Origin of the sequence: Aeromonas sp. S5(2024), from assembly GCF_041403025.1 — a bacterium.
GTDB classification, from domain to species: Bacteria; Pseudomonadota; Gammaproteobacteria; order Enterobacterales; family Aeromonadaceae; genus Aeromonas; species Aeromonas hydrophila.
Genome location: NZ_JBGLRI010000006.1, coordinates 156,518 through 172,482, shown reverse-complemented (window position 1 = coordinate 172,482; position 15,965 = coordinate 156,518). Strand labels below are relative to the sequence as shown.

Here is a 15,965-nt window from a genome sequence, read left to right as displayed (position 1 = left end):
TCTTGCTGCGAGGCCGTGATCAAGGCTCACGTGCGGTTCGGAAGCCTCATGTATTTACATACACTCCGGTTCCTGCGCTGCTCTTTGCCTTGCTGACGACCTCTCGCTACAGATCGTGAACAGTTCCAAGCTCAGGTACAACCATCCCATCCCCTCTGTCCTTTTGCCTGAGAGTTTCCGGCGCCAGATTGCGATGCAATCACGGTGCCTTGCTCCTTCGGCGCCCGATTAAACGGGTCTCTCCAGAGTATCGTCCAGTAGCAGTCCACACCGGTTGCCCGGTACCTGAAAGATTCACTTCTTCGGTGGATGGTTGCCCATCGCTCTCCTGCTACCTTCATCCGAACTAGTTTGGATTAGGAAGCGGGCATGGTAATCCAAAAAGTGTGAGCTGTCTCCCACTCGGCCACCCCGGCCGCCGTTTTTTTTCGTACCGAACCATCTGTTATTTGTTCGTTAACTATCAATAAGTTATTCCCACTTGCCACAGATGGCCCAGCTTCACTAGCCGATACGGCCGCCATATCAAGATGATATTTCGTCTCGACCAGAAAAACTTGCCGACATATCCAATCAAAAGGGTTGCACACAAACGCAATAAGCCGATAATCCCGCGCATAACTAAGCACTTTGTAATGGAGTTATGCAATGTGCCTGGTTGGTCCCTCCGGACCGCTCGCCTGAGCCGGCCGTCGCCGGTTCAACCCATATGGCTTGGGCATATCACGCCCCCTAAGGATGACCAAAAGAGAATGAACGAGACCCTGGTAGCACAAGATTACCGTCAGCTGGTTGAACAGTTCGGCTCCCCCCTGCTGCTGCTCGACAAGGCAGCCGTCCGCAAACAGTATCGGGCCCTGGCGGCCGCCCTGCCCGATGTACGATTGCACTATGCACTCAAGCCCCTGCCCCACGAGGCAGTGGTCTCTGTCTTGAAGGAAGAGGGGGCCTGTTTCGACCTGGCCACCAATGGCGAAGTGGATCTGGTGCGCAGTCAGGGTGTCCGCCCGGGACGCTGCATTCATACCCATCCCATCAAGCGCGACAGCGACATCCGCTATGCGCTGGAGTACGGCTGCACCGTGTTTGTCTACGACAACCCACTGGAGCTGGAGAAGTTCATCCCCTACAAGGACGAAGTGAAACTGCTGCTGCGGGTCAGCTTCCCCAACCCCGAGACCAAAGTCGATCTCTCCAAGAAGTTCGGCTGCACCCCGGAGCAGGCGCTGCCGCTGCTGCAACTGGCCCACGCCAAGGGCATCAAGGTGATGGGGCTGTCGTTCCACGTCGGCTCCCAGGTGCCCCACGCCCGTCGCCACGTGCAGGCCATCGACGCCTGCCGCGAGATCATGGAGCAGGCCTGGGCGCTCGGTCTCAAGCCCTGGGTACTGGATATCGGCGGTGGCTTCCCGGTGGACTATGACGGCGGTGAGTTCGACATCGACGGCTTCTGCGCGCCGATCCGCGAGGCACTGGCCAAGCTGCCGGCCACGGTGCAGAAGATTGCCGAGCCGGGCCGCTTCATCAGCGCGCCGGCCATGACCTCGGTCTCCAGCGTGATGGGCAAGGCCCATCGCGGCGACAAGATTTGGTACTACCTGGATGACGGTCTCTACGGCAGCTACAACGGCCAGCTCTACGACCACGTCACCTATCCGGTGAGCACCCCGCTGGCTCGCGGCGAACTGCACAACTCGGTGCTCTCTGGCCCCACCTGCGACAGCGTGGACGTGATCCGTGACGGCATCATGCTGCCGGATCTGGCCATCGGCGAGCTGGTGGTGGGCCGGGTGATGGGGGCCTACACCTGGGCCTCGGCCTCCACCTTCAACTTCTTCCCCAAGGCGAGCATCCTCATTCTGGACAGCAGCCAGAAGGGACAGAAGCTGGTGGCAGTCGCTTAAGCGCCATCAACAGAATGCAAAGAGGGGAAGCCATGGCTTCCCCTCTTTCGTTTCATCCAGCACAAACGGCTAGATGAACTGGCTGGCCAGCAACCAGCCGGTGTAGCCGACGAAGCAGGCGAGCAGCAGGCCCCCCTCCAGCCGGTTGATCCGCCCCTGCCCCTTGCGGCCCAGGCACATCAACAGCAGCAACAGAGTCAGCCCCATCATCACGCTCCAGTCGCGGGAGAGCACTTCCGGTGCCACGTCGAGCGGGTGGATCCCCGCCGCGATCCCCACCACCGCCAGGGTGTTGAACAGGTTGGAGCCGAGCACGTTGCCAAGGGCCAGGTCGTGCTCGTTCTTGCGAATGGCAATCAGCGAAGAGGCGAGCTCCGGCAGCGAGGTGCCGACGGCGACGATGGTGAGGCCAATCACCAGATCGCTGATGCCGAGCGCCTGGGCGATGGTCACCGCCCCCCACACCAGCAGGCGGGAGGCCGCAATCAGCAGCACCAGTCCGACGATGAGCCAGCAGATGGCCGCCTTGAGGGACATCCCCTCGCTGTCGATGCTCTCCTCGGTTTCCACATCCAGCGCATCCCCCTTGCCGCGCATGCCGGCCCGGATCGACCAGCCCATCAGGCCGACGAACACCACGCCGAGGATGACGGCGTCCGTGCGGTCCAGATGACCGTCCAGCAGCAGGGCGCCGGAGAGCAGGGTGATGCCGAGCAGGATGGGGATCTCCTTGCGCACCACCTGGGAGGCCACCGCGATGGGGCTGATCAGGGCGGTCAGCCCCAGGATCAGCGCAATATTGGTGATGTTGGAGCCATAGGCGTTGCCGAGCGCGAGGCCGGGGTTGCCCTGGGAGGCCGCCAGCGCCGAGACCACCATCTCGGGGGCCGAAGTACCAAAGCCGATGATCACCATGCCGATCAGCAGCGGCGGCATGCCGGCGTAACGGGCGGTGGCGGCGGCGCCATCGACAAACTTGTCCGCACTCCAGACCAGCAGCGCCAGTCCGGCAATCAGGGCAACAAAAGCCAAGGTCATATTGTTCTATCTCATCCACGGCAAACACGAGAGCCAGGCAAGTTGCCTGGCTCCATCCAAACGCGGCCTCAGTGTAACGGGGCCGCTTGCTATTTCAAGGTGTAATCAAACACCGATTGATATTTTACAGCGCCGCCAGCAGGCTCTGGGCATCCGACACCTCGAACTTGCCGGGCGCCTCCACGAACAGCTGCTCGACCACGCCATCGTTGGCGATAAGAGCAAAGCGCTGGGCGCGCACGCCACCGAAGGCCCCGGTCTCTTTGGCCAGACCCAGTGCCCGGGTCCAGCTGCCGTCGCCATCGGCCAGCATGGTGATGGCCTCGGCGTTCTGGGCATCCTGCCACGCCTTCATCACGAAGGCGTCGTTGACCGACAGACAGCAGATAGCATCGACGCCCTTGGCCTTGAACTTGTCCGCCAACACCACATAACCCGGCAGGTGGGCGTTGGAACAGGTGGGGGTGAAGGCGCCGGGCACCGCAAACAGCACCATCCGCTTGCCGCCAAACAGGCTTTGGCTATCCCGCTGCTGCTTGCCCTCGGCGGTGATGAAGGTGAATTCGCCCGCAGGCAGGGCTTGGCCAATCGCTATCATGATCTCTCGTCCTCAACTGGATGGCAGGGGCTCCAGTCTACCCCACTCCCGCCATGTGACACAGACCCCGATCCCGTCCGCCTTTTGGACTAACCTTGAGCAGGATCAGCGACCAAGGAGGCCTCATGCAGCACTATTACGATGGACTGGAAATTCGCCCCTCCGCCTTGCGAGAGCAGCAACAACTGGATCAAATCAATCACCTGCTTACCCATGTCGGCCAGTATTGCGCCGGTTATTCCAGTGCCTACCGCCAGCGTCGCCTGCAGGATCTGGGCGAGCTGACCAGCCTGCCCCTGCTCAATGCCAGCGAACTGTTCGCCGCCCAGCAGGCTCACCCGCCCTTTGCCGGCCTCACCGGCCGCCCCGCCAGCCAGGCGTTGCGGGTCTTTGCCTGCCCGGGTCAGCTGGCCATTCCCGAGTACGCCGGTGCCGACTGGTGGGGGGCGGCACGCGCCCTGTTCGCTGCCGGTTTCAAGGCCGGGGAGGTATTGCTCAACGGCCACGACTACCACATCAGCCCCACCGCCTTCATCTTCGACAACGGCGCCCGCCAGCTGGGTGCCCCCGTGGTGCCCTGCGGCCCCCACGATACCGGGCGCCAGCTGGAGGCACTGCAGCGCTATGAGCCGACCGGCTTCGTCGGGCCGCTGGCGGTGCTGCTGGATCTGCTGGAGGCGGCAGAGCGAGCCGAGGTACCGAGCAACAGCCTGCGCTGCGCCCTGCTGTGCGAATCCTCCCACCCCGATACCCGGCCGCTGCAGGCGGTGCACGGTATCCGGGCGCTCAACTGCCTGTTGCTGCAGGATGCGGGGGTGATCGCCTATGAGAGCCAGCCCGGCCAAGGCTTCATCGTCAACGAGAACTACATCATCGAGATCATCGATCTGGCCAGCGGCGAGCCGGTCATCGGCGATGGCGTCGGTCAGCTGGTGGTGACACGGCTCGATCTGGAATACCCGCTGCTGCGTCTGATCACCGAGTGGCAGGGCCACTGGCTCGCCGGCGCCAGTCCGTGCGGGCGCACCAACCGCCGACTCAGGCTGGTCTAACATCCCCCCTGAAACAAAACGGGCAGCCACTGGCTGCCCGTTTTACATGCTGGGTACGCGTCAGCGCCGCGCCTGCCAGGTGGCGATGGCGAGCAGGGAGTCGGGGGTAAATTCGGCGGCCCGCGCGGCGATCTCCGCCTGGCTCATCCAGCACACCTCGCTCACCTCTTCGGCCTGCAGTTGCAACGGCCCCTGATAGCGGCAGCTGAAGAGACCGCCCCAGACCCGATACCCCTCCCCTTCGGCATAGAAGTCACCGAATGCCTGCAGCGGCACATCGCGGATCCCCAGCTCCTCGGCCAGCTCGCGGCGAGCGGAGGGCTCCATCTGCTCGCCCGTGGTGACCACACCGCCGGCGCAGGCATCCAGCATGCCGGGGCAGAAGTCCTTGCTGAGGGTGCGGCGCTGTACCAGGATGCGGTCAGCCTCGTCGAGCACCAGGATATAGCTGGCGCGGTGGCAGAGGTTCTCCCGCCGCACCTTGGCACGCTCGGCAACCCCGACGACCTGATTGTTTCCATCCACCACATCCACCCATTCCACACGCAGACCCTTCTTGTTCATGGCGTTAAACTGCCCGCAGTATATCGGGGCAACGGCTTGTCATGGCAGCCTTTTTTCACTCCCGCCCCACATGGACGGCCAGTGCGGGCAGAGAACAAACTGGATTCATACAAACCTCCACAAACTGTCACATCCGTGTCACCTGGCAACGCCATAGTGTGCCCTGTCCACGCAACAGGTGTTTTGTGATGAAGGTGTTCAAGAACTTGTCTCCCCGCCAGATTGCCCGCTACATCAAGAGCTTCCATCACGGCAGCTTCATGGTGGAGGCCCACGGGCGGTTCGAGTTCAGCGGCGGCGAGATCAATCTGGAGAGCCTGACCTGCCGTCAGACCCTGAGTCTGGCCCGGCAGATCAATCTGGAGGTTCGCGGCCTGCGTCATACCACCCTGCTGTTGGGGTAACTTCCATAGTCCTTTCTGTTTTGTAGTCTGCGTCCATGCACGTCTTTGCCCGCCGGCTACTCGCCGCGCGGGCCGTTTTCGATGTCGGTGATCACCCCGTTGCGCACGGTGACGAAGCGCATGAACTCGTTCTTGCCGAAGTTGTAGGTCCAGCGCTCCCCATACTTCACCTGCATCAGGTTGCCGAACTGATTCTCCTCGTTGCGGGTCAGCTCCTCGCGCAGCATGGGTTCGCCGCACTTGAGCAGCATCTCGGCGGTGCTGTCCCCTTCGGTGATCAGCGCATTCTTGCAGCGCATGGCGCCGGCACTGGCCGGCAGACTCAACAGCAGGGCCAGCAGGGCCCCGCCAACCAGCGGTAGTGACTTCATCGGTGACTCCATTTGAACAGGGCACTGCCCAGGGTGATGCAGCAGAGCGTAAACAGCAGGACCCAGCCCAGTGGCGCCGCCACCTCGGCCCAGCCTGCCCCTTCCAGCATGACGGCACGGGCCGCCGCGATGATCTGGCTGAGCGGCAGCCAGGCCGCCAGCTGCTGCAGCCAGGCGGGGGCCCCTTCCAGCGAGAACCAGACGCCGGAGAGAAACATCATCGGCATGCTGATAACGTTGAGCAGCCCGCTCGCCAGCTCCTCGTTCTGGATGCGGGCCGCCACCAGCAGGCCGAGGGACGCCATGGACGCCCCGCCCAGCAGGGCGATCAACAGCAACAGCCAGCCCGAGCCCAGCAGCGGCACCCCGAGCAGGCCGTAGGCCACCAGAAACACCAGCAGGCTCACCACCAGGGTGATCAGGATGCGCGACAGCAGTTGGGCGCAGAGAAACTCGGCGGCCGAGAGCGGGGTGGCCCGCAGCCGCTTGAGCACCCCGTTCTTGCGGTAGCGGACGATGACGAAGCCCACCCCGAACAGGCCGGAGAACATCAGGTTCATGCCGATCACCCCGGGCAGCAGCCAGTCACCGTAGCGAATGGCGCGCCCGCTCAAGGTCTCTCGCGTGAGCGGCACCGGCACGGCCTGGCGCAGCAGGTACTCGGCCATGGCTCCCTGGGGGGCGTCCGGATTGATCCAGTAACGGCCCGTGCCGGGCGAGAGCAGCAGATCCAGCTGATGGTGGCGCACCTTGAGCCGGCCCTTCTCCTCCTCGTCATAGGGGATGATTTTGAGCAGCGGCACGGCGCGCAGCGGGGCATAGGCCGCGGGCAGCCCCCCCACCACCCCCATCTGCACCAGCGGCTTGGGCGGGCCGGAGAAGATGAGGGTGAACCCCAGCACCAGCAACAGCGGAAAGGCCAGGTTCCAGACAAGCGCGGCCCGATCTCGCACGAACTCCAGGTTGCGGGCATAGAAGAGCGCGCCGATGCGCTTGAGGGATCCCGTCATCTGGTGCTCCTTGGGCTGGCAGGCTGGGACGGCATGCCGGCAGGCACCGCTGCGGGGTGCCACGAGGCCGCGTTCATGAGCCGCTCCGCAGGCTGTGGCCGGTCAGGTGGAGGAAGAGATCCTCCAGATTGGGGGAGCGCACCTGCATGCCGGTCAGCGGCACGCCCAGGCTCAGCAGCCGTGGCAGCAAGTCCGCCACGTCGGGGCAGCTCAGCTCCACCTGCTCGCCAAGCGGGCGCAGGGGATAGCCGAGACTGGCGAGGGCCGGGTGAGCCGCAAGGCGCACCAGCACGCCGTCAAAATGCTGGGCCAGCAGGGCGACCGGGGTATCCAGGCTCAGCAGATGGCCGTGATCGACGATGGCAATCTGATCGCACAGCTGCTGGGCCTCGTCCATGTAGTGGGTGGTGAGCACCACCGTCTTGCCCTGCGCCTTGATCGCCTCGATGCGCTGCCAGAAGTGGTGGCGGGCCTGGGGATCGAGCCCCGTGGTAGGCTCGTCCAGAAACAGCAGCTCGGGGTCGCCGAGCAGCGCCAACGCCAGCAGCAGCCGTTGCCGCTGACCGCCGGAGAGCTTGCGACTGTCCCGATCGATAAATTCTCCCAGCGCACACAGCTCGATGAGCTGGGCCTGGGGCAAGGGGGCCGGGTAGAGGCTGGCAAACAGGCGCAGGGTATCGCGCACCGTCAGGAAATCCTGCAGCGCAGTGTGCTGGAACTGGATGCCGATGCGGGAGCGGTAGTCGGGGCCGCGCGGGGCACCGTGAAACAGGATCTGGCCGCTGTCCGGGGTGAGGATCCCCTCCAGCAGCTCGATGGTGGTGGTCTTGCCCGCCCCGTTCGGGCCGAGCAGACCGAAACAGCTGCCGGCGGGAATGGCAAAGCTGAGCCCGTCCACCGCCTTGACACCGGGGAAGTGCTTGACGAGATCGACGACTTCAATGATGGCAGCCATGGGCGCTCTCCCAGCAGGAGCCATGACTATATCCAAAAGCGCAGGCGCTGCCCATGCCCCGCCGCGTGCGGCGCAAAAAAACAGACGGCGACCCGAGGGTCGCCGTCTGTATCAATCAAGCCAGCCGGATCACAGGATGTCCAGCAGCTCCACTTCGAATACCAGGGCGGAGTACGGCGGGATGGAACCGGCACCGCGTGCGCCGTAAGCCAGATCCTGCGGAATGTAGAGCTTCCACTTGGAGCCAACCGGCATCAGTTGCAGCGCTTCTACCCAACCGGCGATCACGCCAGTTACCGGGAATTCGGCCGGCTGGCCGCGGGCGACGGAGCTGTCGAACACGCCACCGTGGGTGAAGGTACCGTGGTAGTGCACACGGACGGACTGACCGGCTACCGGTACGGCACCGTTGCCTTCCACCAGCACTTCGTACTGCAGACCGGACTCGGTGGTCTTCACTTCGGCGCGCTTGGCGTTGTCGGCCAGGAAGGCTTCGCCTTCGGCGGCGGCAGCCTTGGCGACGGCTTCCTGCTCTTCCTGCATGCGGGCAGTGATGACCTGGAAGGCATCGTTGATATCGTCACGGCTGACCGCGAACTCCAGACCATTCAGGGCATCTGCCAGACCTTGCTGCAGGGCCGGGATATCCAGACCGGCGAAGGCTTGCTGCGCCAGTTGATCACCCATGTTGCGGCCGATGCCATAGCTGGCCTTCTGTTCGATAGAGTCGTATTGGGACATTGAGAAGTTGCTCCGGGTCCTGAGGGTAAAAAGAGACGGGATAATATCAGACTTTTACGCCGGGTGCTGCCGGCCCGTCCCCGGTTTTGCCACTAGGTGGGAGGTGTCTCACATCAGCCCCCTCATCCCCACCCCTTCTCCCGCAAGGGGAGAAGGGAGGGAAAACAGAGCACCATCACCCCAGCTCACATTCAAGCCGTATCAGGCCCTGTCCAGCAGAGCCCGCACCGCCGCCACCTTGGCGCCATCGGTGATATTGACCCGGCCATCGTCCGAGGTGCCCATGTTGACACCATGGGGCACCATGCCGCCGCGCCAGCCCATGCCGGACATGTGCACCTCGTTCACCCCGGTGAACTCCACTATGGTGCGCACGTTGTCGGCATTAACCCCGGCGCCCGGCATCAGGCTGGCCCGCCCCGCCAGCGCCTGCTGCATCGCCTGCAGGGTCTCGAGGCCCGCCAGCGCGGTCGGCGCGTGGCCAGAGCTCAGAATGCGCTCGCAGCCGGCGGCGACTATGGTCTCCAAGTCGAGGCGCCAGTCGGAGGAGAGGTCGATGGCGCGGTGGAAGGTAACGCCAAGGGGCCCTGCCGCCTCGATCAGCTGGGTGAGTTTGGCGGCAGGCACCCGTCCCTGCTCGTCCAGCAGACCGACCACCACCCCTTGCAGGCCGGCGGCGCGGGCCGCCGCGATGTCCTGCAGCATCATCTCGAACTCCCCTTCGCCAAAGCAGAAGTCGCCGGCCCGGGGCCGGATCATGGCGTAGACGGGAACGGTGGCATGGCGCGCCGCCAGCTGCATGAAGCCATAGGAGGGAGTCAGGCCACCCAGCCCCAGCGCAGAGCAGAGCTCAATGCGATTCGCGCCGGCCTCCTGGGCGGTAAACAGGGATTCCAGATTGTCGATACAGATTTCAAGAGAGGTCATGATGGACTCCTTTATTGGGGAGATCAGACCCCGGATCTGATCTCATAAATTGAGCAAGGCGGCCCCGCGCACCCCGCCGGCGCCGCCGAAGCGGGCCTCGCGGATCTCGGGCAGGGCGACCCCGGGCAGCAGATGGCCAGGCAGGCGCAGCGGCAGCTGTTCGTAGAGCGCGGGCAGACCGCTCAGGCCGCCCCCCAGCACCACCACGTCGGGGTCGACCACCGAGATGGCGGTGGCAAGCCCGGCGGCCATGATTTCGAGCCAGCAGTCGACCGTGGCCACCGCATGGGGCTCATGCGCCTCGAAGCGCCCCACTATCTGGTGGCCGCTGGCACGCTGACCGTGGAAGTGATGGTAGAGCCGCTCCAGCCCGGTGCCGGAGGCATAGGTTTCAAAACAGACCAGACGGCCGCAGCCGCAACGGGGACGAGGCAGGTCGGGGTACTTCATCAGCATGGTGGCCGGCAGCGGGTAGTGGCCTATCTCCCCCGCCAGCCAGTTGCGGCCCTGGATCAGTTTGCCCGCCAGATAGACGGCGCCACCGATGCCGGTGCCGATGGTGACGCCGAGGGCGCTGTCGGCTCCCGCCGCCGCCCCCTGATGTACCTCGGACCAGAGGAAGCAGTTGGCATCGTTGTCCACCTTGACCGGACGCTCCAGCAGCTCGGCCAGATCGGCGCCCAGGTGGCGGCCATTGATGGAGGGCAGATTGGCCGCCACTATGCTGTGGTCGTGCCGGTTGAGAATGCCGGGGAAGCCGATGCCCACCGCACCACGGGCGCCGAAACGGGCATCCGCCTGTTCGACCCGCGCGCGGATGAGCTGCTGCAGCCCTTCATAATCATTGCCGGGAGTGCTCATGCGCTCCTCGTGACAGAGATTCAAGGCGCCGTCATACACAGCGAACGCTATCTTGGTGCCACCAATATCAAAGCCGTAATACATGCCACACTCCCTTGTCGATGAGTCGCCTCACCTCAGCCTGTCCAGAGGGGGACATTGTATTAATTCGCAAAAAAAATAAAGTGACCAGAGGCGAAAAACGGGAGAGAGATCAAAGCAAACGAAACATTTGTCGCTGCAGGCAGGGCTGGCCGAGGCTCATCAGGGTGCGCTCCTGACCATCGAACATGAAGCCGCGGCGCAGGTAAAACCCCTCGCCGATGTGGTTGCCATCGAGCAGCCACAATCTGACGCCTTCACAGCCGGCGCGCCGCATCTGCATCGCCACCGCCTGCCACAGCCGCTTGCCGTGGCCCTGGCGCCAGTGGTCGGGATGCAGGTAGAAGGCGCGGATCCAGGCGGTGGGGTACTCCCCCGTCGTCTCCGGCTGCCAGTAGAGCAGGCCGATGACCACTTCGTCCTGGCACAGCAGCATGGGCCTTGGGCCCGTCTCCGCCAGCCGGCGCTGCCAGATCTGCAGATGCTCGGTCACCGCCAGCTGGGCCAGCATGTCGGCACCGAGCACGCCGCCGTATGCGGCGAGCCAGCTGGCCCGCTGCATCACCGTCATGGCGGCGGCATCATCGGGCCGCGCCATGCGCAGGCTTATGCCTTGCATTGGGGTACCAGCCCAGAGGCACGGGCCTGCTCGTAGAGCGGCACGGCTTCAGCCTGCTGGGCCTGCAGCTCGGCGATCCGGTTCTCGTTGCTGGGGTGGGTGGAGAGCAGCTGGGGCGGTGCATTGCCGCCCGCGGCCGCGCTCATGTTCTGCCACAGCGGAATCGCTTCGGCGGGATTGAAACCGGCGCGGGCCATCAGGTCCAGACCCAGCCGGTCCGCCTCGCTCTCCTGCTCGCGGCCATAGGGCAGCATGACGCCGACCTCCACCCCAAGCCCCAGTGCCGCCATGGTGGCGCCGCGGTATTCGCTGCTGCCCATGGCGATGTCGGCAGCCGCCAGGCCAAGGCCGGTCAGCTGGCTGCGGGAGAGCCGCTCGTTGGAGTGCTGGGCCAGCACGTGGGTCAGCTCGTGGCCGATGACGGTGGCGAGCTGATCCTGGTTCTTGGCCACCTTGAGCAGGCCGCTGTAGACCCCGATCTTGCCGCCAGGCAGGGCGAAGGCGTTGACCTGCTTGGAGTCAAACACCACCACTTCCCAGCTGGTGATGCCGTACTGGCTCGGCACCTGGGCGGTCACCGCCTTGGCGACGCAGGAGACATAGGCGTTCATCTTCGCATCCGTGCTCACCTTCTCCTGCTTCTTCATCTCTTCGAAGGAGTCGGCCCCCAGCTTGCTCATCTGCTGGGGCGAGAACAGCAGCATCTGGCTGCGGCCGGTGGGAGACTGGGCACAGCTGGCGAGCAGGGTGGAACAGAGTGCCGCCAGGCCAAGCTTGAACAGGGGAGATGTCATGGAGGTGTCCTTCACCATAAAGATGCCCTATTTTCGGAAATGCGGGCGTCCGGTGCAAGTCGGCAAATCACCCGGTCTGGCGAAAGCGGTCACATACCGCAATCGGACTGCAACCAAAAAACAAAACGGGCCCCGCAGGGCCCGTCTGGCAAAGGAAACCGGCTTACATGATGCCCAGTTTCTTCAGGTCGGCTTCGACCACCTTGGCCGGTACCGGTACGTAGCCATCTTTGGCAACGATGTTCTGGCCCGCCTTGGAGAGCACCATCTTCAGGAACTCTTGCTCCATCGGAGAGAGCGGCTTGTTCGGGTGCTTGTTCACGTAGACGTACAGGAAGCGCGACAGCGGGTATTTGCCGGTGATGGCGTTGTCAGAGGTCGCTTCGATGAAGGTCTTGCCATCCTTGGAGAGCGGTACGGCGCGCACGCCGGAGGTGACGTAACCGATACCGGAGTAGCCGATGCCGTTCAGGGAGGAGGAGACGGACTGCACCACGGAGGCAGAACCCGGCTGCTCGTTCACGCCGCTCTTGAAGTCACCGTTGCACAGGGCGTGTTCCTTGAAGTAACCGTAGGTACCGGACACCGAGTTGCGACCGAACAGTTGCAGATCCTTGGAAGACCAGTTGCCGTCCAGACCCAGATCAGCCCACTTGGTGGCCGCCTTGGCTTCGCCGCACTTGAGGGTGCTGGAGAAGATGGCATCCAGTTGCGGCATGGTCAGCCCCTTGATGGGGTTGTCCTTGTTGACGAACACCGCCAGGGCATCGACCGCGACGCGGATGGCGGTCGGCTTGTAACCGTAGCGCTTCTCGAAGGCCTCTTCCTCGCCGGATTTCATGGCGCGGCTCATGGGGCCGAACTGGGCAACGCCTTCGGTCAGTGCGGTCGGTGCGGTGGAGGAACCGGCAGCCTGGATCTGCACGTTGACGTTGGGGTACATGCGCTTAAATTCTTCGGCCCACAGGGTCATCATGTTGGCCAGGGTGTCCGAGCCGACAGAGGACAGGTTGCCCGAGATGCCGCTGGTCGGAGTGTAATCCGGCAGGTTTTTATCCACACCGGCAGCCAGGGTGCTGACGGAAAACAGGGTAGCTGCGGTGAATCCGATTACACCAGCCAGTTTGTTGAGTTTCATCCAATCTCTCCAAGGTTGCAGAACGCAGTCCATCAAAACACGGGTTAACTTGGCTCACCGCCGGTCACGCCGGACGATTCGCTGAGTGTCATTTCCTGCCCTCTTCCCCCAGTCCTGTGGTGGCAGAAGGCAAGCGTCAATCTGAGGCCGAAAGTGGTCACATCCCGAGCACTGCGATCGGCTGGTCGCGTTTCGTGCTCTCCCTGCGCCAAACCGGCGACAGGTCCGTTCTCAAGACGGCGCCAGTATCTGACCTGGCAGTGACAAATTTATGGATTTAATGTGACACTTTAATGACATGGCGGGCTTGTTGAACAAATGAAAAAAGGGCCGCCATCGCCGCCCTCTTTTGATGCCAACCCCTTGCCGGCAAAGACTATTTAACCACTACCATGCGGCCGGGGATGAGAAAGCTGAAGCGGCTGCCGAGGCCGACCCGGCTCTCGATGTCGAGCTGGCAGTCGTGGTGACTCAAAGCATGCTTGACGATGGCAAGCCCCAGCCCCGAGCCGCCGGTGTGACGGGAGCGGGCCTTGTCGACCCGATAGAAGCGCTCGGTGAGCCGCGCCAGGTGCTCGGGCGGGATCCCCTCCCCCTCGTCCTGCACCGCAAACAGTGCCATCGCCCCCTGCTTGCGCCACTCCACCGTGATCTTGCGCCCCGCCGGGGTGTAGTGGATGGCGTTGTAGACCAGGTTGGAGACGGCGCTGCGCAGCTGATCCTGATCGCCGCGCACCAACAGATTGGGCTGCACCATGAACTCGATCTGGTGGGCCCGCTCGCCGGAGAGCGCCCGCGCCTCCTGCTCCAGCAGCCCCAGCATGGCGGGCATGTCCACCAGGTGGGAGAGATCCACGGTCGGCGCCGCCTCGATGCGCGACAGAGTGAGCAGCTGATTGACCAGGTTGTCCATGCGGATGGTCTGCTCCATCATCACCTTGTGCGCCTTGGCCCACATGGCGGGCGGCGGCGGCTCCTCGGTCATCTCCAGATAGCCCTTGAGCACGGTCAGCGGGGTGCGCAGCTCGTGGGAGACGTTGGAGACGAAGTGCTTGCGGGTCTTCTCCAGGCTGCGCAGCCGGGTGACGTCCCGCACCACCAGCATGGCCTGATCCTCGGCGTAGGGCATGATGCGAAACTCGAGAAACTTCTCCTCGTTGATGGGTGAGGTCATCTCGAACGGTTCGTCATACTGCCCCTTGCCGAGGTAGGCGCCGAAGGCGGGATTGCGAATGAGGTTGCCGATATGCTGACCGGCATCTTCCGGCCAGCGAAAACCGAGCAGCTGCTCGGCCAGCCGGTTGCACCAGAGGATGCTGCCGTCGGTGCGAAACACCACGGCCGCGTCGGGCAGTGCCTCCGCCCCTTCCCGAAAGCGGCGGATCAGCCCCGCCAGCTCGCGGCGGCGGGCCCGGTGGCGCTGCTGCAACTTGTAGATGCCGTTGAAGATGTACTCCCAGCTACCGCTGCCGTTGGGGGGCACCAGGCTGCGATCGTGCCACAGCCAGTCCGACAGCCGCTTCTGGAAGCGATAGTGCCAGCCCAGGTGCAGCACGGTGGCCGCCAGCAGGCAGAGGGCGAGGGTATTCGTCAACCAGCCGACCAAGGCGAAGGGCGCATAGAAGAACGCCATTCGCCACAACTGGCGCCGCCAGGCATAAGGTTGCAACATAACTTCCTCTACAGACGGGTTGAGAAGCGATAGCCTGCGCCGCGCACCGTCTGGATCAAGCGATCGTGCCCCGTCTCTTCAATGGCCTTGCGCAGGCGACGGATGTGCACATCCACGGTTCTGTCCTCGACGTACACATTGGTACCCCAGACATTGTTGAGCAGCTGCTCGCGACTGTAGACCCGCTCCGGGTGGGTCATGAAGAAGTGCAGCAGCTTGAATTCGGTCGGCCCCATGTCGAGCGCCTTCTCCTCGGCGCTGACCCGGTGGGAAACGGGGTCCAGCTTGAGCCCCTGCACCTCGATCACCTCGTCCACCGAGGTGGGAGAGACGCGGCGCATCACCGCATGCAGGCGGGCGGTGAGCTCCTTGGGCGAGAACGGCTTGGTGATGTAGTCATCGGCCCCCGCCTCCAGCCCGCGCACCTTGTCCTCTTCCTCGCCGCGCGCGGTCAGCATCACCACCGGGATCTGGCGGGTCACCTCATCCTGCTTGAGCTGCTTGATGAACTGGATGCCGCTGCCGCCCGGCATCATCCAATCCAGCACGATGAGTTCGGGGTAGGGTTCGCGCACCTTCGCCAATCCGTCGGCAAAATCTTCAGCTTCTACTGTTTCATATCCCTTCTGCTCGAGCACGAAGCAGAGCATTTCGCGGATCGGTGCTTCGTCCTCGACCACCAGAATTCGCTTAGCCATATCCCTTCTCTCTCCTCTGTGAAGATGGGTGCGCCAATTATTAGAACTTTCTGTGACACTTTTATGACTTTATGACAGGCGGGATGATAAACGTTTTCAGATTCAGTTGGCAGCAGCGAGTTGCAGCAGATCCCAGCGGTTGCCACTGATGTCCTCGAACACCACCACGGTGCCGTAAGACTCAGTTCGCGGCTGTTCACAAAAGTGGACACCGTACGCCTGCATGCGCTGGTAATCGCCCCAGAAGTCGTCGGTTTCGAGGAACAGGAAGACCCGACCGCCCCCCTGCTGACCGATGGCGGCCCGCTGCTCCGGGGTGGCGGCACGCGCCAGCAACAGGGCGGAACCCGGGGCTCCCTTGGGGGCAACCCGCACCCAGCGCTTGCCCGGTTTGCCCGGCTCATCGAGGGGCGTGTCTTCCAGCAGCTCGAACCCCAGTCCCTGGGTAAAGAAGGTGATGGCCTGGTCGTAGTCGGCCACCAGCAGGGCCAGGGCGCCAATGTGTTGTGCCATGGGAAGTTCCTCAACAGATGAATGG

The 15,965-nt window shown here is 63.5% G+C and carries 18 protein-coding genes and 1 riboswitch; of the genes, 3 read left to right on the top strand and 15 right to left on the bottom strand.

What is annotated here, in order from left to right:
• Positions 1-145: 145 nt before the first annotated feature.
• A riboswitch (glycine riboswitch) is annotated at positions 146-256 on the bottom strand.
• A 496-nt stretch (positions 257-752) separates the two neighbouring features.
• Positions 753-1,904: a type III PLP-dependent enzyme gene (locus tag ACB032_RS13930; protein ID WP_371138122.1), complete on the top strand. Its 1,152-nt coding sequence runs from the start codon at positions 753-755 to the stop codon at positions 1,902-1,904.
• A gap of 69 nt (positions 1,905-1,973) precedes the next feature.
• On the opposite strand, the gene ACB032_RS13925 is transcribed toward ACB032_RS13930, so the two are convergent.
• Together ACB032_RS13925 and ACB032_RS13920 are read right to left on the bottom strand one after the other, a co-directional pair.
• A complete protein-coding gene (locus ACB032_RS13925; RefSeq protein WP_371138121.1) occupies positions 1,974-2,942 on the bottom strand; it encodes a calcium/sodium antiporter in 969 nt (322 codons plus the stop codon).
• Positions 2,943-3,066: 124 nt separating this feature from the next.
• On the bottom strand, positions 3,067-3,540 hold the full coding sequence (locus ACB032_RS13920) for a peroxiredoxin (protein ID WP_194760164.1): 474 nt from the start codon (positions 3,538-3,540) through the stop codon (positions 3,067-3,069).
• 125 nt (positions 3,541-3,665) lie between these two features.
• Here ACB032_RS13920 and ACB032_RS13915 point away from each other — a divergent pair, with 125 nt between their 5' ends.
• Entirely contained in the window at positions 3,666-4,592 is a 927-nt protein-coding gene (locus ACB032_RS13915) for a phenylacetate--CoA ligase family protein (protein ID WP_187268171.1), read from the top strand.
• Positions 4,593-4,652: 60 nt separating this feature from the next.
• Here ACB032_RS13915 and yfcD read toward each other — a convergent pair whose 3' ends face one another.
• On the bottom strand, positions 4,653-5,156 hold the full coding sequence (yfcD, locus tag ACB032_RS13910; protein WP_029301531.1) for an NUDIX hydrolase YfcD: 504 nt from the start codon (positions 5,154-5,156) through the stop codon (positions 4,653-4,655).
• Positions 5,157-5,344: 188 nt separating this feature from the next.
• On the opposite strand from yfcD, the gene ACB032_RS13905 reads away from it, so the two are divergent.
• On the top strand, positions 5,345-5,560 hold the full coding sequence (locus tag ACB032_RS13905) for a DUF1107 domain-containing protein (RefSeq protein ID WP_016349931.1): 216 nt from the start codon (positions 5,345-5,347) through the stop codon (positions 5,558-5,560).
• Between the two features lie 56 nt (positions 5,561-5,616).
• Here the strand turns inward: ACB032_RS13905 and ACB032_RS13900 are convergent, their stop codons facing one another.
• The 12 genes from ACB032_RS13900 to ACB032_RS13845 all read right to left on the bottom strand — a co-directional run bounded on the left by ACB032_RS13900 (position 5,617) and on the right by ACB032_RS13845 (position 15,940).
• Positions 5,617-5,943, bottom strand: coding sequence for a DUF2845 domain-containing protein (locus ACB032_RS13900; RefSeq protein ID WP_029303666.1), 327 nt, complete (start codon positions 5,941-5,943; stop codon positions 5,617-5,619).
• Complete coding sequence (locus ACB032_RS13895; RefSeq protein WP_371138120.1) at positions 5,928-6,941, bottom strand: ABC transporter permease; 1,014 nt, start codon at positions 6,939-6,941, stop codon at positions 5,928-5,930. The genes ACB032_RS13900 and ACB032_RS13895 overlap by 16 nt, the downstream gene beginning before the upstream one ends.
• A gap of 73 nt (positions 6,942-7,014) precedes the next feature.
• The gene (locus tag ACB032_RS13890) at positions 7,015-7,896 is read right to left on the bottom strand and encodes an ABC transporter ATP-binding protein (protein WP_201974921.1); all 882 of its coding nucleotides are present in this window, start codon (positions 7,894-7,896) and stop codon (positions 7,015-7,017) included.
• 129 nt (positions 7,897-8,025) lie between these two features.
• Positions 8,026-8,637 carry an FKBP-type peptidyl-prolyl cis-trans isomerase gene (locus ACB032_RS13885; RefSeq protein WP_005298548.1) on the bottom strand — a complete coding sequence of 204 codons (612 nt, stop codon included), beginning with the start codon at positions 8,635-8,637 and terminating at the stop codon, positions 8,026-8,028.
• A 201-nt stretch (positions 8,638-8,838) separates the two neighbouring features.
• Entirely contained in the window at positions 8,839-9,564 is a 726-nt protein-coding gene (locus ACB032_RS13880) for a copper homeostasis protein CutC (protein ID WP_371138119.1), read from the bottom strand.
• Between the two features lie 42 nt (positions 9,565-9,606).
• A complete protein-coding gene (locus ACB032_RS13875) occupies positions 9,607-10,509 on the bottom strand; it encodes an ROK family protein (protein ID WP_017408554.1) in 903 nt (300 codons plus the stop codon).
• Between the two features lie 109 nt (positions 10,510-10,618).
• Positions 10,619-11,125, bottom strand: coding sequence for a GNAT family N-acetyltransferase (locus ACB032_RS13870; protein WP_011705172.1), 507 nt, complete (start codon positions 11,123-11,125; stop codon positions 10,619-10,621).
• Positions 11,113-11,919 carry a M48 family metallopeptidase gene (locus ACB032_RS13865; protein ID WP_011705171.1) on the bottom strand — a complete coding sequence of 269 codons (807 nt, stop codon included), beginning with the start codon at positions 11,917-11,919 and terminating at the stop codon, positions 11,113-11,115. Before ACB032_RS13865 ends, ACB032_RS13870 begins: the two co-directional genes overlap by 13 nt.
• 163 nt (positions 11,920-12,082) lie before the next feature.
• A complete protein-coding gene (locus ACB032_RS13860; protein WP_011705170.1) occupies positions 12,083-13,057 on the bottom strand; it encodes a PstS family phosphate ABC transporter substrate-binding protein in 975 nt (324 codons plus the stop codon).
• 376 nt (positions 13,058-13,433) lie between these two features.
• Positions 13,434-14,729: a phosphate regulon sensor histidine kinase PhoR gene (gene phoR / locus ACB032_RS13855; protein WP_011705169.1), complete on the bottom strand. Its 1,296-nt coding sequence runs from the start codon at positions 14,727-14,729 to the stop codon at positions 13,434-13,436.
• An 8-nt stretch (positions 14,730-14,737) separates the two neighbouring features.
• A complete protein-coding gene (gene phoB / locus ACB032_RS13850; RefSeq protein WP_005298527.1) occupies positions 14,738-15,427 on the bottom strand; it encodes a phosphate regulon transcriptional regulator PhoB in 690 nt (229 codons plus the stop codon).
• A gap of 102 nt (positions 15,428-15,529) precedes the next feature.
• Entirely contained in the window at positions 15,530-15,940 is a 411-nt protein-coding gene (locus tag ACB032_RS13845) for a VOC family protein (RefSeq protein ID WP_270799397.1), read from the bottom strand.
• Positions 15,941-15,965: the final 25 nt, after the last annotated feature.

Excerpts from the sequence above, each read along its gene's own strand:
- ACB032_RS13885 (WP_005298548.1), bottom strand. The coding sequence starts at position 8,637 with ATGTCCCAATACGACTCTATCGAACAGAAGGCCAGCTATGGCATCGGC.
- ACB032_RS13900 (WP_029303666.1), bottom strand. The coding sequence starts at position 5,943 with ATGGAGTCACCGATGAAGTCACTACCGCTGGTTGGCGGGGCCCTGCTG.
- ACB032_RS13890 (WP_201974921.1), bottom strand. The coding sequence starts at position 7,896 with ATGGCTGCCATCATTGAAGTCGTCGATCTCGTCAAGCACTTCCCCGGT.
- ACB032_RS13865 (WP_011705171.1), bottom strand. The coding sequence starts at position 11,919 with ATGACATCTCCCCTGTTCAAGCTTGGCCTGGCGGCACTCTGTTCCACC.
- phoB (WP_005298527.1), bottom strand. The coding sequence starts at position 15,427 with ATGGCTAAGCGAATTCTGGTGGTCGAGGACGAAGCACCGATCCGCGAA.
- ACB032_RS13860 (WP_011705170.1), bottom strand. The coding sequence starts at position 13,057 with ATGAAACTCAACAAACTGGCTGGTGTAATCGGATTCACCGCAGCTACC.
- ACB032_RS13905 (WP_016349931.1), top strand. The coding sequence starts at position 5,345 with ATGAAGGTGTTCAAGAACTTGTCTCCCCGCCAGATTGCCCGCTACATC.
- ACB032_RS13915 (WP_187268171.1), top strand. The coding sequence starts at position 3,666 with ATGCAGCACTATTACGATGGACTGGAAATTCGCCCCTCCGCCTTGCGA.
- ACB032_RS13875 (WP_017408554.1), bottom strand. The coding sequence starts at position 10,509 with ATGTATTACGGCTTTGATATTGGTGGCACCAAGATAGCGTTCGCTGTG.
- ACB032_RS13845 (WP_270799397.1), bottom strand. The coding sequence starts at position 15,940 with ATGGCACAACACATTGGCGCCCTGGCCCTGCTGGTGGCCGACTACGAC.
- ACB032_RS13895 (WP_371138120.1), bottom strand. The coding sequence starts at position 6,941 with ATGACGGGATCCCTCAAGCGCATCGGCGCGCTCTTCTATGCCCGCAAC.
- ACB032_RS13920 (WP_194760164.1), bottom strand. The coding sequence starts at position 3,540 with ATGATAGCGATTGGCCAAGCCCTGCCTGCGGGCGAATTCACCTTCATC.
- phoR (WP_011705169.1), bottom strand. The coding sequence starts at position 14,729 with ATGTTGCAACCTTATGCCTGGCGGCGCCAGTTGTGGCGAATGGCGTTC.
- ACB032_RS13930 (WP_371138122.1), top strand. The coding sequence starts at position 753 with ATGAACGAGACCCTGGTAGCACAAGATTACCGTCAGCTGGTTGAACAG.
- ACB032_RS13925 (WP_371138121.1), bottom strand. The coding sequence starts at position 2,942 with ATGACCTTGGCTTTTGTTGCCCTGATTGCCGGACTGGCGCTGCTGGTC.
- ACB032_RS13880 (WP_371138119.1), bottom strand. The coding sequence starts at position 9,564 with ATGACCTCTCTTGAAATCTGTATCGACAATCTGGAATCCCTGTTTACC.
- ACB032_RS13870 (WP_011705172.1), bottom strand. The coding sequence starts at position 11,125 with ATGCAAGGCATAAGCCTGCGCATGGCGCGGCCCGATGATGCCGCCGCC.
- yfcD (WP_029301531.1), bottom strand. The coding sequence starts at position 5,156 with ATGAACAAGAAGGGTCTGCGTGTGGAATGGGTGGATGTGGTGGATGGA.